Origin of the sequence: Burkholderia reimsis, assembly GCF_003294055.1 — a bacterium.
Classification (GTDB): domain Bacteria; phylum Pseudomonadota; class Gammaproteobacteria; order Burkholderiales; family Burkholderiaceae; genus Burkholderia; species Burkholderia cepacia.
In genome coordinates this window covers 116,731-141,970 of sequence record NZ_QMFZ01000014.1, presented here as the reverse complement: position 1 = coordinate 141,970, position 25,240 = coordinate 116,731, and the positions used below count along the sequence as shown (strand labels likewise).

Below are 25,240 nucleotides of genomic sequence, written 5' to 3'. Positions count from 1 at the left end.
GAATGGAAAACAAATCACATGCGTTCTGGGCCGGCCTGTTCACGATCGCGCTGACGCTCGCGATCGCGGGCACCGTGTTCTGGTTCAACGTCGACCGCACCGTGCGCGTGCCGTACGACCTGCTCGCGCGCACCAACGTGACGGGGCTGTTCCCGGACGCGGCCGTGCGCTTTCGCGGCCTCGACGTCGGCAAGGTGCAGTCGATCGGCTTCGACCGCGCGCACCCGGGGCAGATCCGGATCCGGATCCTCGTCGACCACGACGCGCCGATCACGCAGTCGACCTACGGCAGCCTCGGCTTCCAGGGCGTGACGGGGATCGCATTCGTGCAGCTCGAGGACACGGGCCGCGACCTGGCGCCGCTGCCGTCGTCGCCGAAGGCGATCGCGCAGATCCCGATGCGGCCGAGCCTGTTCGACCAGATCCAGGAGCGCGGCGACGTGCTGCTGCGGCAGCTCGAGCTGGCCGCGAAGAGCGCGAATGCGCTGATGTCGCCCGAGATGCGCGAGCAGTTGCGCGCGACCGCCGAAAGCCTGCAGCACGCGGCCGACGGGGCCGCCACGCTGACGAAGCAGCTCGGCCCGGCGGTCACTGCGCTGCCGGAAACGATGCACGAGGTGAACCGCGCGATGGCGTCGGCGAACACGCTGCTGCAGCCGAACGGGCCGCTCGTGTCGAACCTGAACAAGGCCGGCACGGCCGCCGAGCAGGTCGGCGTCGCGCTGAACGATCTCAACGCGCGCGTGCAGTACGACACGTTGCCGCGCTTCAACGCGCTGGCCGGCAGCGTCGGCGATGCGTCTCGGCAATTGAAGGACGTGGCTGGTGAACTTGGCCGCAACCCGCGCAGTCTGTTGTTCGGTTCGCCCGGCGCGGCGCCGGGGCCCGGCGAAGCGGGCTTCGTCTGGCCCGGCGCGACGGCCCGGCAGTGACCCCCATCGAAACCGGAAACATCATGCAGGAACACGCCATGCCACGAATCCTTGACCGCGCGCTGCGTCCGGCCGCGGCCGCGCTTGCCGTGCTGACGCTGTCGCTCGCGGCCGGCTGCGCCGGCAACAGCGCGGCGCTGTCGAATGTCCGCTACGACCTCGGGCCGGCCACGCAGGTCGTGACCGCGGGCACGGCCCCCGCGCTGAAGGTGCTCGACGTCGTCGTGCCCGACGCGCTCGACTCCGACAAATTCGCGTACCGCCTCGCATACGTGGACGCGCAGCACGTGGCCGTCTATCGCGACAGCCGCTGGACGGCACCGCCCGCACAACTGCTCACGCAGCGGCTGCGCGGCGCGCTGTCGTCGCGCGGCACGGTGCTCGAAGGGGCCGACGGCGTGCGCGCGCCGACCCTCAAGGTCGACCTGAACGAATTCGAGCAGGTGTTCGACGGCCAGTCGCAGAGCTACGGCGCCGTCACCGCGCGCGCGACGCTGACGCTGGACGGCAAGGTGCTCGGCCAGCGCACGTTCGTCGCGCGCGCGCCGTCGAGCACGCCTGACGCGGCGGGCGGCGCCCGCGCGCTCGCGGCGGCGAGCAACGAGCTCGTGTCGCAGATCGCCGCATGGGTCGGCATCCAGGCGTACGCGGGCACGCCGTGACGCGTGCCGCGCAGCCGCGATGAGCGCGACCGGCACGCCTCGCGCATCGCCGCTCGCGCGGCAGGCCTTTGCCGCCTACGCGGCACTCATCGTCTACGCGTCGCTGTATCCGTTCGCAGGCTGGGTATCGCTCGGCATCGGGCCGTTCGACTACCTGTTCGCGCCGATGCAGCGCTACGTGACCGCATTCGACGTCGTCACGAACGTGCTCGGCTACCTGCCGTTCGGCGCGCTCGGCGTGCTCGCGCTGCACCCGCGCTGGCGCGGCGTGGCCGCGACGCTGATCGCGGCCGGGCTCGGCGTGCTGCTGTCGGGCGCGATGGAAGCGCTGCAAACCTACCTGCCGACGCGCGTCGCGTCGAATCTCGATCTCGCGGCCAACGCGCTCGGCACGCTGCTGGGGGCGGCGCTCGTCGCGCCGGCCACCGGTGCGCTGCTCGATCGCGGCGCGCTGCGCCGGCTGCGCTTCGCGTGGTTCGAGGACGACGGTGCGACGCCGCTGCTGCTCGCCGGGCTGTGGCCGTTCGCGATCCTGTTCCCGTCGCCGTTCCTGTTCGGTATCGGCGACTGGCCGGCCGCGCTGTGGGAGCGTGCCGACGCGTCGATGCAGGACACGCTGCTCGCGTGGCTGCCGGCCGCGTGGCGCGTGGGCGAATGGCCCGAGCGCGTCGACGGCTGGCTGTCCGACTCCGCGTGGGAGGCCGCGCTCGGCGGGCTGATGCTGTTCGCCGCGCTGGCGATCGCGTCGCTCGCGATGCGGCCGCGCGCACCGCGCATCCGGCTGCTGATCGCGCTCGTCGCCGCGACGCTCGTGCTGAAGGCGGCTGCGACCTTCATGCAGTCGGCCACCGGCCTTGTCGTCGTGTGGGCGACGCCCGGCGCGCGGCTCGGGATCGAGCTCGGCTTCGCGGCCGCGCTCGTCGCGCTGCACGTGCCGGCGACGTGGCGCGCGACGCTGGCGGCGCTCGCGCTGCTGGCCGGCGTGGCGCTCGTGAACCTGCTGCCCGTCAACCCGTTCTTCGACTTCACGCTGTCGGGCTGGCGGCAGGGCCGTTACGTGCACTTCAACAGCCTCGCACGCTGGCTCGCGTGGATCTGGCCCTACGCGGCGCTGATCTGGCTCGGCCAGCGCGTCGAGCACGCATGGCTGCCGGCCGTGCTGCGCCGCTGACGCGAAGGCTGCGGCGGTTGCGCCGCGACGGCCGCGGCGGTACCGCGGGCAGCGGCGTGCGCCCCTCGTTATAATCGTCCGCACGAGTGTAGTGTTCGGCACCGATCGGCACGTGTGTGCGGCGCCTTCGCACCCGTGGCCGCGTTGCAAATCCTCGCGATACCACCAGGCATCGCTGCGGTTCGCGCGTCGCCACGAGCACGAATCCGCTGGCACCCAAGCGCCGCCGGGCACCGAACCCTACACGCCCGTTGCCCCGCGCAGCGGCAACCGCTCCTCTTTCCGCACGGCCTTGCGCCGGGCAGCTCGCCATCACCATGGATTCCTACTACCAGCACCACGTCTTCTTCTGCCTGAACCAGCGCGAACCGGGCGCCGAACGCCCGAGCTGCGCGCAATGCGACGCTCAGACCATGCAGGAATACGCGAAAAAGCGCGTGAAGGAGCTCGGCCTCGCGGGGCCCGGCAAGGTTCGCATCAACAAGGCCGGCTGCCTCGACCGCTGCGAGGAAGGGCCGGTGATGGTCGTGTATCCGGAAGGCACGTGGTACACGTACGTCGATCAGGCCGACATCGACGAGATCGTCGAATCGCACCTGCGCGACGGCAAGGTCGTCGACCGCCTGAAGATCTGAGCGGGCCGGCCGAATGAACGTTCATACGCAGAAATCGCTGATCGCGGGCCCGGTCGGGCAGATCGAAATCGCGGTCGACCTCCCCGATGCCGTGCGCGAAGGCGGCGCCGCGCCGCGCGGCATCGCGCTCGTCGCGCACCCGCATCCGCTGTTCGGCGGCACGATGGACAACAAGGTCGCACAAACGCTCGCGCGCACGCTCGTGCAGTTGAACTACGTGGTGTTCCGGTCGAACTTCCGCGGCGTCGGCGCGACCGAGGGCGTGCACGACAACGGCACCGGCGAGGCCGACGACCTGCTCGCGGTACTCGCGCACATGCGCGCGCAGCCCGCGTATGCGGACCTGCCGCTCGTGCTCGCGGGCTTCTCGTTCGGCACCTTCGTGCTGTCGCATGTCGCGAAGCGGCTGCGCGACGCGGGCGGGACGATCGAACGGATGGTGTTCGTCGGCACGGCAGCGAGCCGCTGGCAGGTGGCCGACGTGCCCGAGAACACGCTCGTGATCCACGGCGAAACCGACGACACGGTGCCGATCGCGTCGGTGTACGACTGGGCGCGGCCGCAGGAACTGCCGGTCGTCGTGATCCCCGGCGCCGAGCATTTCCTGCATCGCAAGCTGCACGTGCTCAAACGCATCATCGTCGACGCCTGGCGCTAGCCGGCACGCGGGAGGCCGGCGCGACGCCGGCGGCCCGCGCGGTGTTGCATGCACGTGCTCCGGCCGGCGCCGGATGCGCGTTTCCCTTCTCGCGACATCGCGCCACGGCGTGCGGCGCGACCCGACTTCTCCTTTGCCTGCGCACACCTTTCGCACACCTTCGCGTGCGATGACGCGCAGCTTGCCGGCACCCCGCGCCCGATGAAGATGGACGGCGATCCTGCGCCAGGTTCGCGAAAACGCGCTGCGCGGCCACGTATAATGGCCGGATTCCGCGTCGCCCGCGGCCCGGCTGGGCCCATGCGGCGCTCGTTTCGCCGCCTGTCCGCCCGCTCGCGACGGCCGCGAACCGAACGCGTCCGCACGAGTCCAACCGGCGCGTTTCGCGTCGCCCGACGATTTCGGGCGAGTGCCCGAAACGCCCGCCGCCTTGCCGTTCAACCCTGCGCGTTTCGCACCGCACTTTCTGCCATCAGCCTGAATCGATCATGCGTCTGTCTTCCCAAGGCCTCAAGTCCCTCGCTTCCTCCATCGCCTTCGGCACCGCCGCGCGCAACGTCGCGCTCGGCGTGATGCTGCCTGTCGCGCTCGCGTCGACGATCGTCGTCGCCGAGGCCAAGCCGGCCGCCAAGGCCAAGGCCGCGCATGCGGCGCCGGCCGCCGAGCAGTTCACCGGCGCGCCCGCGACCTACATGCCGGGCGCGGTGCCGCCGCCGGGCGTGAATGCGCGCTCGTGGGTGCTCGTCGATGCGACCAGCAACACGGTGCTCGCGTCGGGTAATGCCGATGAACGCGTCGAGCCCGCATCGCTGACGAAGCTGATGACGGCGTACCTTGTGTTCGAGGCGCTCGACAAGAAGAAGATCTCGATGGAGCAGATCGTCACGCCGAGCGAAGCCGTGCGCCGCGTCGGCCGTGACGAGTCGCGCATGTTCATCGAGGCGAACAAGCCGGTGTCGGTGCACGACCTCGTGTACGGGATGATCATCCAGTCGGGCAACGACGCCGCGATCGCGCTGGCCGAACTGGTCGGCGGCAGCGAAGGGCAGTTCGTCACGATGATGAACGACGAGGCGGCGCGCCTCGGCATGAAGGGCACGCACTTCGCCGACGTGAACGGCATGCCCGACCCGAACCACTACACGACGGCCGGCGACCTCGCGAAGCTGTCCGCGCACCTGATCCGCGATTTTCCGCAGTACTACAGCATCTTCTCGGAGAAGGAATTCAAGTACAACAACATCCGCCAGGGCAACCGCAACCGCCTGCTGTGGCTCGACCCGACGGTCGACGGCCTGAAGACGGGCCATACGCAGGCGGCCGGCTACTGCCTGATCGCGTCGGCGAAGCGCGCGATCCCGGGCGTGGACGGCCAGCGCCGCCTGGTGTCGGTGATGATGGGCGAGCAGAAGGAAAGCGAGCGCACGCAGGACAGCATGAAGATGCTGAACTACGGCTACAGCGCGTTCGATTCGGTGCGCCTGTTCAAGGGCGGCCAGGCGATGTCGACGCCGCGCATCTACAAGGGCAAGGAAAACACCGTGCAGGTGGGCGTGAAGGGCGACCAGTGGGCGACCGTGCCGCGCGGCCTCGGCGACAAGGTCAAGACGGAAGTCGACGTCAACGCGCCGCTGATCGCGCCGCTCGCGGCAGGCCAGCAGGTCGGCACCGTGAAGATCGTCGCCGACGGCAAGACGCTGTCCGAATTCCCGGTCGTCGCACTGCAGGCCGTGCCGGAAGCGGGTATCTTCGGGCGTATCTGGGACTCGATCCTGCTGATGTTCAGCAAGAAGAAGTAAGCACGACGGGCCTTTGTTTTCACGACTTCATCCCCGTCTGTCATAACCATGAGCCAAGCCGAATTCGAACCGATCGTCTACCTCAGCGTGTCGTCGCAGGAGGAAATGGTGCTGCTGTCGGAAGCCCGTGTACCGGTGCTCGACCGCGGGTTCATCTTCGGCGACGGCGTGTATGAAGTGGTGCCCGTTTATGCGCACGACGGCGCGCACGTGCCGTTCCGGATCGAGCAGCATCTGGCGCGGCTCGAGCGCAGCCTGAAGAAGATCGGCATCGCGAGCCCGCACGACGACGCGGGCTGGCGCGCGCTGATCGAGCGCGTCGTCGCGGCGAATGCCGAAGGGCTCGGCGACGGCAACGCGCTCGTCTACCTGCAGGTGACGCGCGGCGTAGCGAAGCGCGGCCACGCGTTCCCGGCGAACGCGGTGCCGACGGTGTTCGTGATGACGAGCCCGCTGCGCCTGCCGTCCGCCGACGAACGCGCGCAGGGCGTGCGCTGCGTGACGGCCGAGGACCGCCGCTGGCTGCATTGCGACATCAAGTCGATCTCGCTGCTCGGCAACGTGCTGATGGCGCAGCATGCGGCAGAACGCGATGCGTTCGAGACGCTGCAGCTGCGCGACGGCAACCTGACGGAAGGTTCGTCGTCGAACGTGTGGATCGTGAAGAACGGCGAGCTGCTCGCGCCGCCGCGCAGCAACAAGATCCTCGAAGGGATCCGCTACGCGCTGATCGAGGAGCTGGCCGACGAATGCAAGATCCCGTTCGTCGCGCGCGAGATCAGCGAAGTGGAATTGCGCGCGGCCGACGAGATCATGATCACGTCGGCCACGAAGGAAGTGCTGCCCGTCACGTCGCTCGACGATCTGCCCGTCCATGGCGGCAAGCCGGGCCCCGTATTCGCGGCGTTGTATGACGCGTACCAGCGTGCGAAGGCGCGCGAGTTTGAACAGTTTGACCTAACCCGGAGAAAATGATGAGCGAACCGACCAAAACCATCGAGGTGACCGGCGCGATCGATACCCGGAAGGAGTCGCTGCTGGAGTTTCCGTGCGATTTCCCGATCAAGATCATGGGCAAGGCGCACCCCGAGTTCAAGGACACGATCTTCAAGGTCGTGGCCGTTCACGACAACGAGATCGACGTCGAGAAGATCGAGGAGCGCGCGTCGAGCGGCGGCAATTACACGGGCCTCACGATCACCGTGCGGGCGACCAGCCAGGAACAGCTCGACAACATCTACCGCGCACTGACCGGCCATCCGATGGTCAAGGTCGTACTTTAAGCGCCTTCCATCCTCCTTCCTGCGCGCACTCGGCGGGGGTCTTCCCCGCCGCGCGCCGCGCGTCCAGCTCGTCGCACAGCCGCTGGTATTCGGCGACTTCCTCGAGCAGCCAGGTCCTGAACGCCTGCACGCGCGGCGCGTTCAGCAGCGGCGGCGGACACACGAAAAAATAGTGCCACGGGCTCGGCCCGTCGATATCGAACAGGCGCACGATGCGCCCGTCGAGCAGGTCGTGCACCGCGAGCGAGCGGCGCACGAGCGCGATGCCCTGGCCGTCGATCGCGGCCAGCAGCAGGTTCGACGAATCCTGGTACAGAATCCCCCGTTTCGGCTCGGTCAGCGTCTTGAGTCCGGCCGCGTCGAACCACGGCCGCCACAGCTCGTCGTCCGAGCGCAGCAGGTTGTAGTGCACGAGATCGGCGGGCGTTTGCGGCAGCTTGCCGCCGTTCAGCGTCGGCGCGCAAGCCGGAAAGAACACTTCGTCGAACAGCGGCTCGACATGCAGCCCCGGATAACTGCCGTGGCCGAAGCGGATCGCGAGATCGACGTCGTCGCGCGCGAAATCGGTGAGCGAGTTGGTCGACTGCAGCTCGACGTCGATTTCCGGATGCCGTTCGATGAACGAGCCGATGCGCGGCGTGATGAAGCGCGCGGCGAACGACGACAGCATCGACACCACGAGCCGCCGGTCGCGGTCGCTCGCGCGCACGTCGCGCGTCGCGTCGGCGATGACCATCAGCGCGGTGCGGATCTGCTGCGCGTAGCGCATGCCGGCGTCGGTCAGGCACAGCCGCTTGCCGTTGCGCGTGAACAGCTGCACGCCGAGCTCCTCCTCGAGCGCGCGTACCTGGTGGCTGACCGCGCCGTGCGTGACGTACAGCTCGTCGGCGGCGCGCGAGAAATTCTCGTGACGGGCGGCGGCTTCGAACGCGCGAATCGCGTTCAGCGCAGGCAGCTGGCGGAGGTCCATTTGCTAATTTTCCTCACATCGACGTGAAAATTGGTCGTTTTGTCGGACGCCTTGAAGTGACTACGATTGTAGCCATCGAAGCACTTATTGGCGGAGTCGATCATGCAAGAAATTTCTTCAAGCATCACGTTCGAAATCCCGGTGGGCGAAACCGTGCCGTTGAAGGTACAGCGCAGCACGCGGCTGGTGGTGCAGTGCGGGCCGGTGTGGGCGACGCGCAGCAACGACGTCGACGATTACTTCCTGGTCGACGGCGAGACGCTGAAGCTGCGCCGCGGCGAGCGGCTGTGGCTCAGCGCGGAAGGCCGGGAGGGCGCGCGCGTGGCGTTCTCGGTGTCGCGGCCGCCCCGCGAAGTCGCGCTCGGCGGGCTGGCACGGCTGCGCGAACGCGTGAGCGCACTGCTCCACGACGGATGGCGCACCGTCTGACCATCATTTCCTCCGACGGATACCGGCGATCCGTCCCCCTCCGAGGCCGGCGAGACCGACGGGTTTTCGGTAAACTACCGCCCATGTCCGTTTCGCCGGTTTCCATCGTGTCCACGCCTGTTGCCGTTTCCGTATCGCCCGCCGGGTCCCCGGATCAGCCGGCCCCGCCGGTCACCGTGCGGTGGCGGGGCGTCGAGACCTACGAGACGAGCTTCGACGCGATGCGCGCGTTCACCGACACGCGCACGGCCGACACCGGCGACGAGATCTGGCTGGTCGAGCATCCGCCCGTCTACACGCTCGGCCAGGCCGGCGACCCGGCCCACCTGCTGGTGGCCGACAGCGGCGTGCCGCTCGTGAAGGTCGACCGCGGCGGGCAGATCACCTACCACGGCCCCGGCCAGATCGTCGCCTACCTGCTGCTGGACCTGCGCCGGCGCAAGCTGATGGTGCGCACGCTCGTGACGAAGATCGAGGAGGCCGTGATCGAAACCCTCGCGGCGTATAATCTCGCTTCGGTCCGCAAGGCGGGCGCGCCCGGGATCTACGTGGCATCCGGCGTGCACGAGGGCGCGAAAATCGCGGCCCTCGGCCTGAAGATCCGCAACGGCTGCAGCTATCACGGGCTGAGCCTGAACGTGAAGATGGATCTGCGCCCGTTTCTTGCGATCAACCCGTGCGGCTATGCCGGACTGGAAACTGTCGACATGGCGAGCCTCGAGGTTGCCGCCGACTGGAACGACGTCGCCCATACGCTGGTGCGCCGTCTGATCGCCAACCTCGACGGCGCATCCGCGGCCGCCGACAAGCCGCAGGCACTGGAACAACATTCGAATGACTGACGTTACCGCTTCCCCCGCACCGGCCGATCCGGCCGCGACCCCTGCCTACGATCCGACCGCCAAGCAGAAGGCGCAGGCGAAGACGGCGCGCATCCCGATCAAGGTCATTCCGATCGAAAAGCTGAAGAAGCCCGAGTGGATCCGCGTGAAGGCGGCCACCGGCAGCTCGCGCTTCAACGAGATCAAGACGATCCTGCGCGAGCACAACCTGCATACGGTGTGCGAGGAAGCGAGCTGCCCGAACATCGGCGAATGCTTCGGCAAGGGCACCGCGACGTTCATGATCATGGGCGACAAGTGCACGCGCCGCTGCCCGTTCTGCGACGTCGGCCACGGCCGTCCCGACCCGCTCGACGCGGATGAACCGAAGAACCTCGCGCGCACGATCGCGGCGCTGAAGCTCAAGTACGTGGTGATCACGAGCGTCGACCGCGACGACCTGCGCGACGGCGGCGCCGCCCACTTCGTCGAGTGCATCCGCGAAACGCGCGCGCAGTCGCCGGACACGCGCATCGAGATCCTGACGCCGGACTTCCGCGGCCGTCTCGACCGCGCGATCTCGATCCTGAACGCCGCGCCGCCGGACGTGATGAACCACAACCTCGAAACGGTGCCGCGCCTGTACAAGGAAGCGCGCCCGGGTTCGGACTACGCGCACTCGCTGAAGCTCCTGAAGGACTTCAAGGCGCTGCATCCGGACGTCGCGACGAAGTCGGGCCTGATGGTCGGCCTCGGCGAGACCGAAGAGGAAATCCTGCAGGTGATGCGCGACCTGCGCGCGCACGACGTCGACATGCTGACGATCGGCCAGTACCTGCAGCCGTCCGAGCACCACCTGCCGGTGCGCGCGTACGTGCATCCCGATACGTTCAAGATGTACGAGGAAGAGGCGTACAAGATGGGCTTCACGCACGCGGCCGTCGGCGCGATGGTGCGGTCGAGCTATCACGCCGACCTGCAGGCGCATGGCGCAGGGGTGGTCTGAGCCCGCTTGCTTCGTCGTCCTCTGACGAGCCAGAAAAAAGCCCGCAGCGATGCGGGCTTTTTCGTTGGTGCGGCCGCCGCCCGCGCATTCGCACGGCAATCGTCACCCGACCGGACACGCAATCCGGTCGAGCATGGAAAGCAAAGCTGAAACGGCATCGATAGCTTCGCAGGATAAGTTCGCTCCCGCCGTGCGCAAAGCTCCTATAGTCGGCTCTCCCGCAGCAATGCCCGCATTCGAAGGAGAGCCGCATGTCCCGTTTCAGCTTCATCCGCCGCGCCGTCGTCGCGCTGACCGCCTTTGCCGCGCTGGGCGCGGCGCACGCCGAATCGCGCGAAGTCGTGATCGCGTACCAGGACATGGTCGTGCCGTGGCGCTATGCGCAGGCGAGCGGTGAAGTCGAAAAGGCGACCGGCTACAAGGTCACGTTCCGCAAGCTCGACAGCGGCGCCGACGTGATCCGCGCGCTCGCATCGGGCTCCGTGCAGCTCGGCGAAGCCGGCTCGAGCCCGATCGCGGCCGGGCTGTCGCAGGGGCTCGACATCTCGCTGTTCTGGGTGCTCGACAACATCAACGACGCCGAGGCGCTCGTCGCGCGCAACGGCTCGGGCGTCACCAACATCGCCGCGCTGAAGGGCAAGAAGATCGGCGTGCCGTTCGTGTCGACGTCGCATTTCCATACGCTCGTCGCGCTGCAGGCCGCGGGCGTCAATCCGAACGACGTGAAGATCGTCAACCTGCGTCCGCCCGAAGTCGCGGCTGCGTGGGCGCGCGGCGACATCGACGCGACCTACATCTGGGATCCGGTGCTCGCGAAGGTCAAGCAGTCGGGTACCGTGCTCACGACGTCGGGCCAGGTGGCGAAGGAAAGCGGCAAGGCGACCTTCGACGGCTTCGTCGTGAGCCGCAAGTTCGCGCGCGAGAACCCCGAGTTCGTCACGCGCTTCGTGAAGGTGCTCGCGGCCGCCGATGCCGACTATCGCGCGCACGCTGCCGCGTGGAAGGTCGGCTCGCCGCAGGTCGCGGCGGTCGCGAAGGTGTCGGGCGCGAACGCGCAGGACGTACCGGCCAGCCTCGCGCTCTACGCGTTCCCGACGCCGGCCGAGCAGGCGTCGCCGACGTGGCTCGGCGGCGGTGCGCAGTCGGGCGCCGCGAAATCGCTCGCGGCCACCGCCACGTTCCTCAAATCGCAAGGCACGATCCAGACGGTGCTCGCCGACTATTCGGCCGGCGTCGATCCGCAGTTCGTGCAGAAGGCCGCGCGCTGAGCGCGGCCGCTCAACCCACTCGTCGCGGAGTCCTGAACATGAGCACGCTGGAAGTCCGTCAGGTATCGGTCGACTATCCGGGCGAACGCGGCCGGCCGACGACGCAGGCGCTCGCGCGCGTCGACCTGCGCATCGAGGCCGGTGAATTCGTCGTCGCGCTCGGCGCGTCCGGCTGCGGCAAGACGACGCTGCTGAACTGTATGGCCGGTTTCGTCGCGCCGACGACCGGCGACGTGCGCGTCGACGGCGTGCCGGTCACGGGCCCCGGCGCCGATCGTGGTGTCGTGTTCCAGAAATACGCGCTGCTGCCGTGGCTCGACGTGCTCGACAACGTCGCGCTCGGGTTGCGCTTCGCACGCGTGTCGAAGGCCGAACGCGCAGCGCGGGCGCGGGAGATGCTCGCGCTCGTCGGGCTCGACAGGCATGCGCATGCGCGCGTGTACGAGCTGTCGGGCGGGATGCAGCAGCGCGTCGGCATCGCGCGCGCGCTCGCGAGCGACCCGCGCGTGCTGCTGATGGACGAGCCGATGGGCGCGCTCGACGCGATGACGCGCGGCACGATGCAGGCGCTCGTGCTCGACGTATGGGCACGCACCGGCAAGACGGTGTTCTTCATTACGCATGATGTCGAGGAGGCGCTGTTCCTCGCGACGCGTCTCGTCGTGATGACGCCCGGCCCCGGCCGGATCGCGGAAACCTTCGAACTGCCGTTCGCGCGCCGCTACGTCGAATCGCGCGATGCGCGCGCGGTGAAGTCGTCACCGGATTTCATCGCATGGCGCGAACGGCTGATCGCGTACCTGCATCGCGACGAGGCCGCCGAGGCGGCGGCGTGATGCACGAACTCGCGCGACAGGGCGCGTCGGTCGGACGCGGTCGGATCAGTACCTTGCACAGGCAGGACAGCATGAGCACGCAGGATTCTTGGGCGGCCGATCGCACGGCCGCGGAGCCCGGGCAGGATCAACGCGCGACGCAACGGCGTCACGCGGCGCGTCCGGCTCGCGCATCGCATCGCTACCGGTTGCCGGGGCAGGGGAAGACAGCCGGGCTGAGCGCGGCGACGGTCGCGGTACTGGCACTGCTGTGGTGGGTCGCCACCCATCGCCAGTGGCTGCCGCCGCTGTTCCTGCCCGCGCCGGAAGCCGTGTGGACCGCGTTCGTCGATGCGTGGCACGGCCGTATCCAGGGCGGCCTGCCGTTGTCCGACCATCTGCTGTGGAGCGCCGCGCGCGTGTTCGGTGCGTTCGCGCTCGCGACCGCGATCGGCGTGCCGGCCGGCATCCTGATGGGCGTGAGCCGCATCGCGCGCGGCGTGCTCGATCCGTTGCTGGAGTTCTACCGGCCGCTGCCGCCGCTCGCGTACCTGCCGCTCGTCGTGATCTGGTTCGGCATCGACGAAACCGCGAAGCTCGTCGTGATCTTCCTCGCGTGCTTCGCGCCGATCGCGATGGCCGCGCGTGCCGGCGTGCGTGCGGCAACCGTCGAGCAGATCAACGCCGCGTATTCGCTCGGCGGCAGCTTCGCGCAGATCGTGCGCCACGTGGTGCTGCCGGCCGCGCTGCCGGAAATCCTCACCGGGCTGCGGATCGCGATCGGGTTCGGCTGGACGACGCTCGTCGCGGCCGAGATGGTCGCCGCGACGGCCGGGCTCGGGCAGATGGTGCTGAACGCATCGAGCTTCCTGCGCACCGACATCGTCGTGATGGGCATCCTGCTCATCGGCGCGATCGCGTGGCTGTTCGATCTCGCGATGCGGTGGGTCGAGCAGCGGGTGGTGCCGTGGAAGGGGCGCGGTTGACGCAGCGCGCAGGGCGCTCAGATGTGCTGGTGCACGACCGTCAGCGGCCGGCCGTACGCGGCGGTGAATTCGGCGATGAACGCATCGCTCAGCAGCCAGTTCTGGAAGTTGAAGCCGAGATGGCCGAAGGCCCACGGCGGATCGTAGCGCCATTGCGTGACGGGTTGCCGATGGCCGCACGCGCCGCATACGAGCGGAGCCGCATCGTCACCCTCGAACCAGTCGGAAAATGCGTCACCCCATGCGGCGCCGAGCGCGGTCTGCTCCGCGTTGCACGCCGGGCAGAAAATCTCGAGGCCGTTCCCGCCTGCATCGAAGATGCGGCGTTCCACGTCGACCTCCAGCCAGTTCGGGATGGACGGCGGCAAATTTGCGCGCGCGTCGCAGGCGTTCGCATAAAGCGGGCCGGGTGGGTAACCGGTTCGGTCGATGGCCGTCAGATCGCTCTCCTTGAGCCCCCAGGTCGTGCCCCAGTCGCGATACAGGTCGCCGACGCGCGTCGCCGCGCCGACGATTCCGCGCGCCTGCAGCCACGCGATCATGCGCTGTGCCTCGGCGGGCGCTTCAGCGAGCGAAACCACCGGATCGACCAGATAGGTGAAGTTGTCGCTCATCGCACTCATTCCCCCATCGCCACGCCTTCCCGCCGCGGATCCGCCCCGCCGAACCACACCGTCTGACCCTGCACGTTCAGCCGCTGGATTCCCTGCAGCCCCGAGTTCATCTCGACCACCCGCACGTCGTGCCCGCGGCCCTTCAGCCCGTCGGCGAGCGCATCGGACACGCGACCGCGTTCGAGTTGCGTCGGCCCGTTCATCGACCCGAAGTTCGGCAGCGCGATCGCCTGCTGCATCGTCATTCCCCAGTCGAGCACGCCGACCAGCGTCTTCGCGACGTGATTGATGATCGCGGGGCCGCCGGCCGAGCCGACGATCATCGTCACCTGTTTCGTCTTCTTGTCGAACACGAGTTCCGGCGACATCGCCGAGCGCGGCCGCTTGCCGGGCTGCACGCGGTTCGCGACCGGCCGGCCGTTGTCGTTCGACACGAACGAGAAATCGGTGAGCTGGTTGTTCAGCATGAAGCCGCGCACCATCAGCCGCGAACCGAACGCATCCTCGATGCTCGTCGTCATCGACAGCGCCTGGCCGTAGCGGTCGACGATCGCGATGTCGGAGGTCGACGGCAACTCGGGGCTGCGGTCGTCGGCCATCGCGAGCGTCGCGCCCTGCGGCGTGCCGGCCTGCGCGACGCCCATGCTGCTGTCGCCGATCAGGTGCGCGCGCTGCGCGAGATAGGTCTTGTCGGTGAGGCTCGCCCAGCTGCCGCCCGGCAGCGGCACGAAATCGGGATCGGCGACATAACGCGCGCGGTCCGCATAGGCGAGCCGCCCGGCTTCGCTGAACAGGTGCGCGGCGAACGGCGTCGGCTCGTAGCCGACGTCGTTGCGCACCGGCTTCTGCGCGCCGATCTGCTGCCAGTCGGGCATCGCTTCGAGGATGCCGAGCATCTGCGCGATCGCGAGGCCGCCCGACGACGGCGGCGGCATCCCGCACACCACCGAGCGCCGGTAATCCGCGCACAGCGGCGCACGCACCTTCGCCTTGTAGCGCGCGAGATCCTGGAGCGACAGCAGGCCCGGGTTGGTCGGGTGCCTGCGCACCTTCGTGACGATGTCGCGCGCGATCGCGCCGCTGTAGAACGCGTTCGCGCCGCGGTCGGCGACTTGCCGCAGCACGGTCGCGAGCGCGGGGTTCTTCAGCACCGTGCCGGCCGCCTTCGGCGTGCCGTCCGGGTTGTAGAAATACGCACGCGCAGCCGGGTCGTTCTTCAGGTACTTGTCGTTCGCGATCAGCGTCGCGAGCCGCGGGCTGATCGTGAAGCCGTGCTCGGCGAGCCGGATCGCCGGCTGGAACAGCCGGCGCCACGGCAGCTTGCCGTGTGCACGGTGCGCGGCGTCGAGCATGCGCAGCACGCCCGGCGTGCCGACCGAGCGCCCGCCGACGACGCCTTCGTAGAAGCTCATCGGCTGGCCGGTCGGCCCGTAGAACAGGCGGTCGGTCGCGGCGGCCGGCGCGGTCTCGCGGCCGTCGTACGCCTGCGTCGCCTTGCCGTCGAAGTACAGCAGGAACGCACCGCCGCCGATTCCCGACGATTGCGGCTCGACGAGCGCGAGCACCATCTGCGTCGCGATGGCCGCATCGATCGCGGTGCCGCCGGCCTTCAGCATGTCGTAGCCGGCCTGCGTCGCGAGCGGATTCGCGGCCGCGATCATGAAGTGCTGCGAGGTCCAGCCCGGCTTGTCGGTCCAGCCGGACGACAGCTCGGGCGCATGGACGCCGGGCAGCGGCACGGCGGCACCCGATGCGGCGGCGACGGGCACCACCGCGCCCGACGGCGGCGTGGACGGGGACGTGCAGCCGGCGTTGAACGCGACGAGCGCGACGGCGGCGAGCAGCGTCCAGGAGCGCGAATGCGGACGAATCCGGTCGAACATTGAACCCTCGGCAGCAGTGAATTCGAAGGAGGCGACGATGCCGGCGCAACGCGGCTGCCCGCCCCGGCGCGCTATTGTCGCCGCGCGGCCGGCGGGTTGTCACCCGACAGGAAACCCTGACGCATCGCGCCGGGCCCGCCCCGGCCGGTCTTTCCGGCCTGTTCGAGGATGAACTCTATGAACGTCGACGTCGCGCGCGTGTGGTGCCGGTTCGGCATGTAGAGCATGTACATGTGCGTGCCGAAGATGCTGAGCCGGTACGCGTCGAGCGACGTGACGACCGTGCCGCGCCGGATGTCGTCCTGCACCACGTAGTCGGGCACGATGCCGACGCCGATCCCGCCGAGGATCGCCTGCCGCAGGAACAGGAAGTTCTCCGAAATCAGCGTGGGCTCGAGCAGCACCTCGTGGCGCTCGTCGCCGAGATACGCGGCAATCCTGAGCTGCCGGCCCATCACCGTCGCGGTGACGACGGGGGAGGCCGACAACGCGCCGAGGCTCGCCGGCATCCCGTGCTCGGCCGCGAACGCGGCCGATGCGCACGCGACGTAGCGCACCGCGCCCATGTCGCGCGCGACGAGGTTCTGCGGCGGCTCGGGCATCACGCGCACGGCGATGTCGATCTCGTCGCGCATCAGGTCTTCCACGCGGTTCTCGAACACGACGTCGAGCACGATGCCCGGATGCAGCCGCTTGAACGCGAGCAGCCAGTCGGACATCACCATCTGCCCGTAGCCGCTCGGCACCGACAGCCGCACGCGGCCCTGCAGATCCTGGCCGAGCGTCGTCACCGACTCCTGCGCGGCGAGCAGTTCGTTGCGGATGCGCCGCCCGTGCTCGTACAGCTTCAGCCCGATTTCGGTCGGCTCGATGCGCCGCGTCGTGCGCCGCACGAGCTGCTGGCCGATCGAGCGCTCGAGCTGGTTCAGCCGGTAGCTGACGTTCGCGCGGCTCATCTTGAGCCGCTGCGCGGCCTTGCTGAGATTGCCGGCGTCGAGGATCTCAACGAGCAGCGTCAGCGTGTTCAGGTCCATGCGTCGCGTCTCCTGATCCGTCCCGTTTAACGGTCGGAAGCATTCAGTGTCAAGTCAGACTTGACAGCTTGTAAAAGCGGGAGGGAATTGTCAATGAATCTCGATCAATCGAGAATCAGGTCATGCCCGGCGTACGGCCGGATCTTGTCCCGCTTCGTGCGGGACCGGGGCAGGCGCCCCGGCGCCGCTCGCGTGGCCGCGAGCCACGAACCGGCGTCGCCGCGCCTGCCGCCGCGTCAAGGAGACACGATGAACTCACCCGCTTCCCCCACCGGCCCGGCCGGCACCGTCACGCGCGAGCGGCGCGACAAGGTGCTCGTCGTCACGATCGACCACGCGCCCGTCAACGCGCTGTCCGCCGACGTGCGGCGCGGCCTTGCCGACGCGCTCGACGCCGCGCAGGCCGACGACGCGATCCGCGCGGTGCTGATCGTCGGCGCCGGCCGCAACTTCATCGCGGGCGCCGATATCCGCGAATTCGGCAAGCCGCCCGTGCCGCCGTCGCTGCCCGACGTGTGCGAGCGGATCGAATCGGGCACGAAGCCGGTCGTGGTCGCGCTGCATGGCGCGACGCTCGGCGGCGGCCTCGAAGTCGCGCTCGCCGCGCATTACCGGCTCGCGGTGCCCGGCGCGAAGCTCGGGCTGCCCGAAGTCACGCTCGGCCTGCTGCCCGGCGCGGGCGGCACGCAGCGCGCGCCGCGCCTGATCGGCGCGAAGGCCGCGCTCGACCTGATGCTGACGGGCCGCCACGCGAGCGCGGACGAAGCGCTCTCGCTCGGCCTCGTCGACCGCGTCGCGCACAGCGACGACACGCTCGCCGAAGGCCTCGCTTACGCGCAGGAACTCGTGTCGCTCGGCGCGCCGATACGCCGCACGCGCGACGCGCAGGGCCTGGCCGACCGCGCAGCCGCGCAGGCCGCGATCGACGCGGCGCGCGCGGAATTGCCTAAGAAGTCGCGTGGCCTGTTCTCGCCCGCGAAGATCGTCGACGCGGTCGAGGCCGCGCTCACGCAGTCGTTCGACGCGGGGATGAAGCTCGAACGCAGCCTGTTCCTGCAGTGCATCGACAGCCCGCAGCGCGCGGGCCTCGTGCACGCTTTCTTCGCGGAGCGTGAAGCGGCGAAGGTGCCCGAGGCACGTCGCGCGAGCGCGCGGCCGGTCGAGCGGATCGGCGTGGTCGGCGGCGGCACGATGGGCGCGGGCATCGCGGTCGCGGCGCTCGATGCCGGGCTGCCGGTGACGATGATCGAACGCGACGAAGCGTCGCTCGCGCGCGGCCGCGCGCACGTCGAGAAGGTGTACGACGGCCTCGTCGCGAAAGGGCGGATGACGCCGGCCGCGCACGCCGCGCGGCTCGCGCGTTTCAAGGGCAGCACGTCGTACGACGCGCTCGCGCAGGCCGACGTCGTGATCGAGGCCGTGTTCGAGGACATGGCCGTGAAAAAGGCCGTGTTCGCCGAACTCGCGCGCGCGTGCAAGCCGGGTGCGGTGCTCGCGACCAACACGTCGTATCTCGACATCGACGAGATCGCCGCGAGCATCGACCGGCCGGCCGACGTGATCGGCCTGCATTTCTTCTCGCCGGCCAACGTGATGAAGCTGCTCGAGATCGTCGTGCCGGCGCGCGTGAGCGCCGAAGTGGTCGCGACCGCGTTCGCGCTCGCGAAGCAGTTGAAGAAGACGCCGGTGCGCGCCGGCGTGTGCGACGGCTTCATCGGCAACCGGATCCTCGCCGTCTATCGCACGGCGGCCGACTACCTGATGGAAGACGGCGCGTCACCGTACCAGATCGACCGCGCGGTGCGCGAATTCGGCTTCCCGATGGGGCCGTTCCAGGTCGTCGACCTCGCCGGCGGCGACATCGGCTGGGCGACTCGCAAGCGCCGCGCGGCGACGCGCGACCCGCGCGCGCGCTACGTGGAGATTTCCGACCGGCTGTGCGAGCGCGGCTGGTTCGGCCAGAAGACGGCGCGCGGCTACTACCTGTATCCGGACGGCGCGCGCGTCGGCACGCCGGACCCGGAAGTCGAGGCGATCGTCGCGCAAGAGCGCGCGAAGAAGGGCATCGCGCCGCGCACGTTCACCCACGACGAGATCATGCGCCGCTACCTCGCGGCGATGATCAACGAAGGCGCGAACGTCGTGCACGAGAAGATCGCGCTGCGCCCGCTCGACGTCGACGCGGTGTTCCTGTACGGCTACGGCTTCCCGCGTTATCGCGGCGGCCCGATGCATTACGCGGACACGGTCGGCCTCGCGAACGTGCTCGCCGATATCCGCGCGTTCGCGAAAGAAGATCCGCTGTTCTGGAAGCCGTCGCCGCTGCTCGTCGATCTCGTCGCGCGCGGCGCGGATTTCGCGAGCCTGAACCGCCTCGACTGAACGCCAACCGCATTCGCCACGGACTGACGATGGACCTCAATTTCACTCCCGAAGAGGAAGCCTTCCGCACGGAAGTGCAGCGCTTCCTGCAAGCCGAACTGCCCGGGCGCATCGCGCGCAAGGTGAAGGGCGGCCTGCATCTCACGCGCGACGACATGCGCGAATGGCACGCGATACTCAACGCGCGCGGCTGGCTCGCGAGCCACTGGCCGCGTGAGTACGGCGGCCCCGGCTGGAGCGTCGCGCAGAAGTTCCTGTTCGACAACGAGTGCGCGCTCGCGGGTGCGCCGCGCATCGTGCCGTTCGGCGTGAACATGCTCGGCCCCGTGCTGATCAAGTACGGCGACGAAGCGCAGAAGCGCCGCTGGCTGCCGCGCATTCTCGACGGCACCGACTGGTGGTGCCAGGGCTATTCGGAGCCGGGCGCCGGCTCCGATCTCGCGGCGGTGAAGACGAGCGCGGTGCGCGGGCGCGACGCGCAGGGCGAGCACTACATCGTGAACGGCCAGAAGACGTGGACCACGCTCGGCCACTACGCGAACATGATCTTCTGCCTCGTGCGCACCGCGACCGACGTGCGCAAGCAGGAAGGCATCAGCTTCCTGCTGATCGACATGAACACGCCGGGCGTCGAGGTCCGCCCGATCATCACGCTCGACGGCGAGCACGAAGTGAACGAGGTGTTCTTCACCGACGTGCGCGTGCCGGCGGAGAACCTCGTCGGCGAAGAGAACCGCGGCTGGACCTACGCGAAATACCTGCTCACGTACGAGCGCACCAACATCGCGGGAATCGGTTTTTCGACGGCCGCGCTCGACCGGCTGCGCGCGGTTGCCGCGAAGGTCACGAAGAACGGCCGGCCGCTCGCCGACGATCCGTTCTTCGCGGCGCGCGTCGCGCGTGTCGAGATCGAACTCGAGAACATGCGCACGACCAACCTGCGCGTGCTGGCGGCGGTCGCGGGCGGCGGGGTGCCGGGCGCGGAAAGCTCGATGCTGAAGATTCGCGGCACGCAGATCCGCCAGGAGATCACCGCGCTGATGCGGCGCGCGATGGGGCCGTATGCACAGCCGTTCGTCGACGAGGCGCTCGATGCCGACTACGACGGCGAGCCGGTCGGCCCGGACGAAGCCGCGAGCGCCGCGCAGCAGTATTTCAACAACCGGAAGCTGTCGATCTTCGGCGGCTCGAACGAGATCCAGAAGAACATCATCGCGAAGATGATGCTCGGGCTGTAACGAGGAGCGCGACGATGGATTTCCAGCACACTGAAGACCGCCGGATGCTGGCGGACACGTTGAACCGCTTCATCACCGAACAGTATGCGTTCCCGGTGCGCGATCGCATCGCGCAGTCGGCCGAGGGCTTCGATCGCGCGATGTGGCAGCGCTTTGCGGAACTCGGCACGGTCGGCGCGCTGTTCGCGGAAGCCGACGGCGGTTTCGGCGGCGCGGGCTTCGACATCGCCGTGGTGTTCGAATGCCTCGGGCGCGGGCTCGTCGTCGAGCCGTTCCTCGGCGCGCTGCTCGCGGGCCGCGCGCTGTCGCTCGCCGGCGGCGACGCACATCGCGAGCGGCTCGCCGCGCTGATCGACGGCAGCGCGAGCGCCGCGTTCGCGCATGACGAGCCGGGCTCGCACTACGAACTGACGACCGTGCGCACGCGCGCCGAACGCTCGGGCGACGGCTGGGTGCTCACGGGCGCGAAGGGTGTCGTCGACCAGGCCGCGCAGGCGGCATTCTTCGTCGTCAGCGCGCGCGTGTCCGGGCAGGACGACGACGCGGCCGGCATCGGCCTGTTCGTCGTGCCGGCCGACGCGCCGGGCGTGTCGCTGCGCGACTACCGGAAGATCGACGGCGGCCGTGCGGCCGAAGTGCGCTTCGAGCGCGTCGTGCTGCCGGCCGATGCGGCGCTCGGCGCGCACGACGGCGAAGCGGGCGCCGAGTTGCTCGAACGCGTGCTCGGCTACGGGCTGCTCGCGCTGTCGGCGGAAGCGCTCGGCGCGATGGACGTTGCGAAGGAGCACACGCTCGAGTACCTGCGCACGCGCAAGCAGTTCGGGCTGCCGATCGGCAGTTTCCAGGCGCTGCAGCACCGGATGGCCGACCTGCTGCTCGAAGTCGAGCAGGCGCGTTCGGCCGTGATCAACGCGGCCGCGCAGCTCGATGCGCCGCGCGTGGTGCGCGAACGCGCGCTGGCCGCGGCGAAATTCAGCATCGGGCGGATCGGCACGCTCGTCGCCGAGGAGAGCATCCAGTTGCACGGCGGGATCGGGATGACGTGGGAGCTGCCGCTGTCGCACTACGCGAAGCGCCTCGTGATGATCGATCACCAGCTCGGCGACGAGGATCACCATCTCGCGCGCTACATCGCGCTGTCGAAACAGTAAAGACGAACGACGCGAACGGAGGAGACAAGGATGACGAACGAATCGCGCGTTTTGCCGCTGGCCGGCGTGAAAGTGCTCGATTTCTCGCGCGTGCTCGCGGGGCCGTGGTGCGCGATGGTGCTCGCCGATTTCGGCGCGGAAGTGATCAAGGTCGAGCATCCGGCGCGCGGCGATGACACGCGCGACTGGGGCTTGAGGATCGGCGACACTGAAACGACCTACTTCAACAGCGTGAACCGCAGCAAGCGCTCGATCTGCGTCGACCTGCAGACCGACGAAGGGCGGCGGCTCGCGCGCGAGCTGGCCGCGCAGGCCGACGTGGTGCTTCACAACTTCAAGTTCGGCGGCGCGGAGAAGCTCGGGCTCGGCTACGACGCGCTGGCCGAACTGAACCCGCGCCTCGTGCATTGCGCGATCTCCGGCTACGACCGCTCGGGAGCCGAGGCCGCGCGGCCCGGCTACGACCTCGTCGTGCAGGGCGAGGCCGGGCTGATGGCGCTGAACGGCGAAGCCGGCCAGCCGCCGCTGAAGTTCGGCGTCGCGGCGGTCGACCTGTTCACCGGCATGTATTCGGCGCAGGCGATCCTCGCGGCGCTGTACGAACGTCATGCGACGGGGCGCGGGCGGCGCATCGAGATGGCGCTGTTCGACTGCGGGCTGATGATCACCGCGTACTACGGGCTCGACGCGCTGCTGATGGGCGAGGACCCGCCACGCTATGGCAACGCGCATCCGTCGATCGTGCCGTACGGCGTGTTCGACGCGGCCGACGGCCCGCTCGTGATCACGGTCGGCAACAACCCGCAGTTCGCGCGCTTTTGCGACGCGATCGAGCGGCCCGACCTCGCCGCGGACGAACGCTACAAGACCAACCTCGGCCGCTCGGAGAGCCGCGCCGACCTGCTGCCCGAGATTCGTCGCGAACTCGCGCGCCGTTCACGCGCGACTTTGCTCGCGGCGCTGGCCGACGCGGGCATTCCGTGCGGCGAAGTGCTCGGGCTGCACGAAGCGCTGACGTCGGAACGCGCGACGAACGCGGGGCTCGTGACGCGGCAGCCGCATCCGGTCGCGGGCGGCGTCGACGTGCTGGCGCCGCCGTACCGGTTCGACGGCGCGCGGCTGCCGGTACGCGGCGCGCCGCCGGTGCTCGGCGCCGATACGGACGACGTGCTCGGCGGCTGGCTCGGGATGTCGGCCGACGAGGTCGCGCGGCTGCGCGCGGATCGCGTCGTGTAGATCGCTTTTTCCGCCACGGCGCGGGCGGGGTAGTCGACGCGCGCCGACCATTCCACACAACACCCTCGCAATGACGAGTTGGTTTGCCCTGCGGGGGCCTGAGTAGGCGCTGAAGCGCCAACTCAGGTCGACCGCGAAGCATGGGACCCGAGTAAGCGCTAAAGCGCTAACTCGGGTCGACCGCGAAGCATGGGACCCGAGTAAGCGCTGAAGCGCTAACTCGGGTCGACAGGAGACACCATGGAGCTTTCCTTCATCGAATCGGTCACGGCGCGCCGCGACTACCAGCAGCTCGTGCGTGCACGGCGCCGTTTCAGCTTCACGCTGACGGCACTGATGATCGCCACGTACTACGGCTTCATCCTGCTCGTCGCGCTCGCGCCGCACGTGCTCGCGGCGCCGCTGTATCGCGGCGCGACGACGACGGTCGGGATCGCCGCGGGCGTCGCGATCATCCTGGTCGCGATCGGGTTGACCGCGTGTTACGTGCTGCGCGCGAACCGTGCGTTCGACCGCCGCGTCGACGCGCTCCTGCAGCGTTCGTGAAGGAGGCCGACATGCGACGTACCTCGATCGCGCTCCGCGCGCTTGCCGTTCCCGCGGCCCTCGTTTCGTCTGCCGCGCATGCGGTATCGGTCGCGGGCCCGATGCCCGACAAGGTCGAACTGAACCCGGTCGCGATCGGGATGTTCTTCGCGTTCGTGTTCGCGACGCTCGCGCTCACGCGCTGGGCCGCGCGCCGCACGCGCTCGACGCGCGACTTCTACACGGCCGGCGGCGGCATCACCGGGCTGCAGAACGGGCTCGCGATCGCGGGCGACTACATGTCGGCCGCGTCGTTCCTCGGGCTGTCGGGGATGGTGTTCATGTTCGGCTTCGACGGGCTTATCTACTCGATCGGCTTTCTCGTCGGCTGGCCGTTCGTGATGTTCCTGATCGCCGAACCGCTGCGCAATCTCGGCAAGTTCACGTTCGTCGACGTCGTTGCGTACCGCTTCGCACAGCGGCCGATCCGGCTGCTGACGTCCGCGAATTCGCTGACCATCGTCGTGCTGTACCTCGTCGTGCAGATGGTCGGCGCGGGCAAGCTGATCCAGCTGCTGTTCGGGCTGTCGTACGGGACGGCCGAGCTGATCGTCGGCGTGCTGATGGTTGTCTACGTGTTCTTCGGCGGGATGACCGCGACCACCTGGGTGCAGGTGATCAAGGCCGTGCTGCTGCTGTGCGGCGCGACATTGCTCGTCGTGCTCGCGCTCGCCGAATTCGGCTTCAGCGTCGACGAGATGTTCCGCCGCGCGGTGGCCGTGCATCCGGGCGCGCTGTCGATCATGGGCCCCGGCAAGCTGATCCGCGATCCGGCCAACGCGCTGTCGCTCGGCATCGCGCTGATGTTCGGCACGGCCGGCTTCCCGCACATCCTGATGCGCTTCTTCACGGTGCCGAACGCGAAGGAGGCGCGCAAGTCGGTGCTCTATGCGACCGGCTTCATCGGCTACTTCTACCTGCTGACCTTCGTGATCGGCTTCTCGGCGATCGTGCTGCTCGCGCAGCATCCGGAATTCTTCAAGCTGGGCGCCGACGGTTCGTTCAATCTCACGCACGACCTGCTCGGCGGCTCGAACATGGTCGCGGTGAAGCTCGCGCAGGCGGTCGGCGGGAACTGGTTCTACGGGTTCATCGCGGCGGTCACGTTCGCGACGATCCTCGCGGTGGTCGCGGGCCTCACGCTCGCCGGCGCGACGACGATCTCGCATGATCTTTACGCGCAGATGTGGGCGCGCGGCAAGCCCGACGAGCGCCTCGAGATGCGTATCTCGCGCGCGGCGACGATTGCGTTGTCGGCGGTCGCGATCGGGCTGTCGATCCTGTTCGAGCACGTGAATGTCGCGTTCATGGTCGGCCTCGTCGCGGCGGTGGCCGCGAGCGCGAATTTCCCGGTGCTCGCGATGTCGATCTTCTGGCGCGGGATGACGACGCGCGGCGCGGTGCTCGGCGGCGGCCTCGGCCTCGTTTCGGCGGTCACGCTCACGGTGCTGTCGAAGTCGGTGTGGGTCGACGTGCTGCATCACGCGCACGCGCCGGTGTTCCTCGACAACCCGGCGCTCGTGTCGGTGCCGCTCGCGTTTGTCGGGATCGTCGTCGGTTCGCTTGTGGATCGCGGCGAGCGTGCGCGGCGCGAGCGCGACGCGTTCGCGCAGCAGGAGTTCTACGCGCAGACGGGCCTGCTGGCGGGCGAGGCGGTGCAGCACTGATCCGTGATTGTGGGT

Annotated in this window: 24 protein-coding genes; 20 read left to right on the top strand and 4 right to left on the bottom strand. The window is 68.9% G+C overall.

Going from position 1 to position 25,240, the window contains the following annotated elements; translation table 11 throughout:
* The first annotated feature begins 2 nt into the window (after positions 1-2).
* The 8 genes from DPV79_RS18190 (at position 3) to DPV79_RS18155 (ending at position 7,140) form a co-directional block, all read left to right on the top strand.
* Positions 3-932 (top strand): MlaD family protein, encoded by a 930-nt coding sequence (locus DPV79_RS18190; RefSeq protein ID WP_021164215.1) that lies wholly within the window; start codon positions 3-5, stop codon positions 930-932.
* A 38-nt stretch (positions 933-970) separates the two neighbouring features.
* Entirely contained in the window at positions 971-1,594 is a 624-nt protein-coding gene (locus tag DPV79_RS18185) for an ABC-type transport auxiliary lipoprotein family protein (RefSeq protein ID WP_113046104.1), read from the top strand.
* A 19-nt stretch (positions 1,595-1,613) separates the two neighbouring features.
* Positions 1,614-2,765 carry a VanZ family protein gene (locus DPV79_RS18180; RefSeq protein WP_113046094.1) on the top strand — a complete coding sequence of 384 codons (1,152 nt, stop codon included), beginning with the start codon at positions 1,614-1,616 and terminating at the stop codon, positions 2,763-2,765.
* Positions 2,766-3,082: 317 nt separating this feature from the next.
* Positions 3,083-3,400: a (2Fe-2S) ferredoxin domain-containing protein gene (locus tag DPV79_RS18175; protein ID WP_011694422.1), complete on the top strand. Its 318-nt coding sequence runs from the start codon at positions 3,083-3,085 to the stop codon at positions 3,398-3,400.
* Positions 3,401-3,413: 13 nt separating this feature from the next.
* Positions 3,414-4,058: an alpha/beta hydrolase gene (locus DPV79_RS18170; RefSeq protein ID WP_027789027.1), complete on the top strand. Its 645-nt coding sequence runs from the start codon at positions 3,414-3,416 to the stop codon at positions 4,056-4,058.
* 488 nt (positions 4,059-4,546) lie between these two features.
* A complete protein-coding gene (locus tag DPV79_RS18165; protein ID WP_021157031.1) occupies positions 4,547-5,857 on the top strand; it encodes a D-alanyl-D-alanine carboxypeptidase family protein in 1,311 nt (436 codons plus the stop codon).
* 48 nt (positions 5,858-5,905) lie between these two features.
* On the top strand, positions 5,906-6,832 hold the full coding sequence (locus DPV79_RS18160; RefSeq protein ID WP_113046093.1) for a D-amino acid aminotransferase: 927 nt from the start codon (positions 5,906-5,908) through the stop codon (positions 6,830-6,832).
* Positions 6,832-7,140, top strand: coding sequence for an HP0495 family protein (locus DPV79_RS18155; RefSeq protein WP_011353335.1), 309 nt, complete (start codon positions 6,832-6,834; stop codon positions 7,138-7,140). The genes DPV79_RS18160 and DPV79_RS18155 overlap by 1 nt, the downstream gene beginning before the upstream one ends.
* On the opposite strand, the gene DPV79_RS18150 is transcribed toward DPV79_RS18155, so the two are convergent.
* Positions 7,124-8,110, bottom strand: a complete 987-nt coding sequence (locus DPV79_RS18150; protein ID WP_059687444.1) for a transcriptional regulator GcvA — start codon at positions 8,108-8,110, stop codon at positions 7,124-7,126. The genes DPV79_RS18155 and DPV79_RS18150 overlap by 17 nt on opposite strands.
* 102 nt (positions 8,111-8,212) lie before the next feature.
* Here DPV79_RS18150 and DPV79_RS18145 point away from each other — a divergent pair, with 102 nt between their 5' ends.
* The 6 genes from DPV79_RS18145 to DPV79_RS18120 all read left to right on the top strand — a co-directional run bounded on the left by DPV79_RS18145 (position 8,213) and on the right by DPV79_RS18120 (position 13,435).
* Positions 8,213-8,539 carry a DUF2917 domain-containing protein gene (locus tag DPV79_RS18145; protein ID WP_021157035.1) on the top strand — a complete coding sequence of 109 codons (327 nt, stop codon included), beginning with the start codon at positions 8,213-8,215 and terminating at the stop codon, positions 8,537-8,539.
* Between the two features lie 83 nt (positions 8,540-8,622).
* Positions 8,623-9,381, top strand: a complete 759-nt coding sequence (gene lipB, locus DPV79_RS18140; protein ID WP_113046092.1) for a lipoyl(octanoyl) transferase LipB — start codon at positions 8,623-8,625, stop codon at positions 9,379-9,381.
* Positions 9,374-10,366 carry a lipoyl synthase gene (gene lipA, locus DPV79_RS18135; protein ID WP_011886137.1) on the top strand — a complete coding sequence of 331 codons (993 nt, stop codon included), beginning with the start codon at positions 9,374-9,376 and terminating at the stop codon, positions 10,364-10,366. The genes lipB and lipA overlap by 8 nt, the downstream gene beginning before the upstream one ends.
* A 251-nt stretch (positions 10,367-10,617) precedes the next feature.
* On the top strand, positions 10,618-11,634 hold the full coding sequence (gene tauA / locus DPV79_RS18130) for a taurine ABC transporter substrate-binding protein (RefSeq protein WP_027789032.1): 1,017 nt from the start codon (positions 10,618-10,620) through the stop codon (positions 11,632-11,634).
* A gap of 38 nt (positions 11,635-11,672) precedes the next feature.
* Positions 11,673-12,470, top strand: a complete 798-nt coding sequence (locus tag DPV79_RS18125; protein ID WP_113046091.1) for a taurine ABC transporter ATP-binding protein — start codon at positions 11,673-11,675, stop codon at positions 12,468-12,470.
* Positions 12,470-13,435: an ABC transporter permease subunit gene (locus DPV79_RS18120; RefSeq protein WP_113046090.1), complete on the top strand. Its 966-nt coding sequence runs from the start codon at positions 12,470-12,472 to the stop codon at positions 13,433-13,435. Before DPV79_RS18125 ends, DPV79_RS18120 begins: the two co-directional genes overlap by 1 nt.
* A gap of 17 nt (positions 13,436-13,452) precedes the next feature.
* Here the strand turns inward: DPV79_RS18120 and DPV79_RS18115 are convergent, their stop codons facing one another.
* The 3 genes from DPV79_RS18115 to DPV79_RS18105 all read right to left on the bottom strand — a co-directional run bounded on the left by DPV79_RS18115 (position 13,453) and on the right by DPV79_RS18105 (position 16,966).
* The gene (locus DPV79_RS18115; RefSeq protein ID WP_059856938.1) at positions 13,453-14,049 is read right to left on the bottom strand and encodes a hypothetical protein; all 597 of its coding nucleotides are present in this window, start codon (positions 14,047-14,049) and stop codon (positions 13,453-13,455) included.
* Positions 14,050-14,054: 5 nt separating this feature from the next.
* A complete protein-coding gene (gene ggt, locus DPV79_RS18110) occupies positions 14,055-15,932 on the bottom strand; it encodes a gamma-glutamyltransferase (protein WP_059621161.1) in 1,878 nt (625 codons plus the stop codon).
* Positions 15,933-16,003: 71 nt separating this feature from the next.
* Positions 16,004-16,966, bottom strand: a complete 963-nt coding sequence (locus tag DPV79_RS18105) for a LysR family transcriptional regulator (protein WP_113046089.1) — start codon at positions 16,964-16,966, stop codon at positions 16,004-16,006.
* 249 nt (positions 16,967-17,215) lie between these two features.
* Between DPV79_RS18105 and DPV79_RS18100 the strand changes: the two genes are divergently transcribed.
* The 6 genes from DPV79_RS18100 to DPV79_RS18075 all read left to right on the top strand — a co-directional run bounded on the left by DPV79_RS18100 (position 17,216) and on the right by DPV79_RS18075 (position 25,225).
* A complete protein-coding gene (locus tag DPV79_RS18100; protein ID WP_113046103.1) occupies positions 17,216-19,348 on the top strand; it encodes a 3-hydroxyacyl-CoA dehydrogenase NAD-binding domain-containing protein in 2,133 nt (710 codons plus the stop codon).
* Between the two features lie 29 nt (positions 19,349-19,377).
* Positions 19,378-20,586 (top strand): acyl-CoA dehydrogenase family protein, encoded by a 1,209-nt coding sequence (locus DPV79_RS18095; protein ID WP_113046088.1) that lies wholly within the window; start codon positions 19,378-19,380, stop codon positions 20,584-20,586.
* Positions 20,587-20,600: 14 nt separating this feature from the next.
* On the top strand, positions 20,601-21,737 hold the full coding sequence (locus DPV79_RS18090; RefSeq protein ID WP_060343235.1) for an acyl-CoA dehydrogenase family protein: 1,137 nt from the start codon (positions 20,601-20,603) through the stop codon (positions 21,735-21,737).
* A gap of 30 nt (positions 21,738-21,767) precedes the next feature.
* Positions 21,768-22,973: a CaiB/BaiF CoA transferase family protein gene (locus DPV79_RS18085; protein WP_113046087.1), complete on the top strand. Its 1,206-nt coding sequence runs from the start codon at positions 21,768-21,770 to the stop codon at positions 22,971-22,973.
* Between the two features lie 240 nt (positions 22,974-23,213).
* Positions 23,214-23,519 carry a DUF485 domain-containing protein gene (locus DPV79_RS18080; protein WP_021157047.1) on the top strand — a complete coding sequence of 102 codons (306 nt, stop codon included), beginning with the start codon at positions 23,214-23,216 and terminating at the stop codon, positions 23,517-23,519.
* An 11-nt stretch (positions 23,520-23,530) separates the two neighbouring features.
* Positions 23,531-25,225: a cation acetate symporter gene (locus DPV79_RS18075; protein WP_059586570.1), complete on the top strand. Its 1,695-nt coding sequence runs from the start codon at positions 23,531-23,533 to the stop codon at positions 25,223-25,225.
* The last annotated feature ends 15 nt before the right edge of the window (positions 25,226-25,240 follow it).

Bases quoted from the DNA above. Each gene is read 5' to 3' on its own strand.
- DPV79_RS18180 (WP_113046094.1), top strand. From the start codon at position 1,614: ATGAGCGCGACCGGCACGCCTCGCGCATCGCCGCTCGCGCGGCAGGCC.
- DPV79_RS18075 (WP_059586570.1), top strand. From the start codon at position 23,531: ATGCGACGTACCTCGATCGCGCTCCGCGCGCTTGCCGTTCCCGCGGCC.
- DPV79_RS18115 (WP_059856938.1), bottom strand. From the start codon at position 14,049: ATGAGCGACAACTTCACCTATCTGGTCGATCCGGTGGTTTCGCTCGCT.
- DPV79_RS18085 (WP_113046087.1), top strand. From the start codon at position 21,768: ATGACGAACGAATCGCGCGTTTTGCCGCTGGCCGGCGTGAAAGTGCTC.
- lipB (WP_113046092.1), top strand. From the start codon at position 8,623: ATGTCCGTTTCGCCGGTTTCCATCGTGTCCACGCCTGTTGCCGTTTCC.
- lipA (WP_011886137.1), top strand. From the start codon at position 9,374: ATGACTGACGTTACCGCTTCCCCCGCACCGGCCGATCCGGCCGCGACC.
- DPV79_RS18125 (WP_113046091.1), top strand. From the start codon at position 11,673: ATGAGCACGCTGGAAGTCCGTCAGGTATCGGTCGACTATCCGGGCGAA.
- DPV79_RS18155 (WP_011353335.1), top strand. From the start codon at position 6,832: ATGAGCGAACCGACCAAAACCATCGAGGTGACCGGCGCGATCGATACC.
- DPV79_RS18090 (WP_060343235.1), top strand. From the start codon at position 20,601: ATGGATTTCCAGCACACTGAAGACCGCCGGATGCTGGCGGACACGTTG.
- DPV79_RS18105 (WP_113046089.1), bottom strand. From the start codon at position 16,966: ATGGACCTGAACACGCTGACGCTGCTCGTTGAGATCCTCGACGCCGGC.
- DPV79_RS18080 (WP_021157047.1), top strand. From the start codon at position 23,214: ATGGAGCTTTCCTTCATCGAATCGGTCACGGCGCGCCGCGACTACCAG.
- DPV79_RS18150 (WP_059687444.1), bottom strand. From the start codon at position 8,110: ATGGACCTCCGCCAGCTGCCTGCGCTGAACGCGATTCGCGCGTTCGAA.
- DPV79_RS18160 (WP_113046093.1), top strand. From the start codon at position 5,906: ATGAGCCAAGCCGAATTCGAACCGATCGTCTACCTCAGCGTGTCGTCG.
- DPV79_RS18145 (WP_021157035.1), top strand. From the start codon at position 8,213: ATGCAAGAAATTTCTTCAAGCATCACGTTCGAAATCCCGGTGGGCGAA.
- DPV79_RS18095 (WP_113046088.1), top strand. From the start codon at position 19,378: ATGGACCTCAATTTCACTCCCGAAGAGGAAGCCTTCCGCACGGAAGTG.
- DPV79_RS18100 (WP_113046103.1), top strand. From the start codon at position 17,216: ATGAACTCACCCGCTTCCCCCACCGGCCCGGCCGGCACCGTCACGCGC.
- DPV79_RS18165 (WP_021157031.1), top strand. From the start codon at position 4,547: ATGCGTCTGTCTTCCCAAGGCCTCAAGTCCCTCGCTTCCTCCATCGCC.
- DPV79_RS18120 (WP_113046090.1), top strand. From the start codon at position 12,470: ATGCACGAACTCGCGCGACAGGGCGCGTCGGTCGGACGCGGTCGGATC.
- DPV79_RS18190 (WP_021164215.1), top strand. From the start codon at position 3: ATGGAAAACAAATCACATGCGTTCTGGGCCGGCCTGTTCACGATCGCG.
- DPV79_RS18175 (WP_011694422.1), top strand. From the start codon at position 3,083: ATGGATTCCTACTACCAGCACCACGTCTTCTTCTGCCTGAACCAGCGC.
- ggt (WP_059621161.1), bottom strand. From the start codon at position 15,932: ATGTTCGACCGGATTCGTCCGCATTCGCGCTCCTGGACGCTGCTCGCC.
- DPV79_RS18170 (WP_027789027.1), top strand. From the start codon at position 3,414: ATGAACGTTCATACGCAGAAATCGCTGATCGCGGGCCCGGTCGGGCAG.
- DPV79_RS18185 (WP_113046104.1), top strand. From the start codon at position 971: ATGCCACGAATCCTTGACCGCGCGCTGCGTCCGGCCGCGGCCGCGCTT.
- tauA (WP_027789032.1), top strand. From the start codon at position 10,618: ATGTCCCGTTTCAGCTTCATCCGCCGCGCCGTCGTCGCGCTGACCGCC.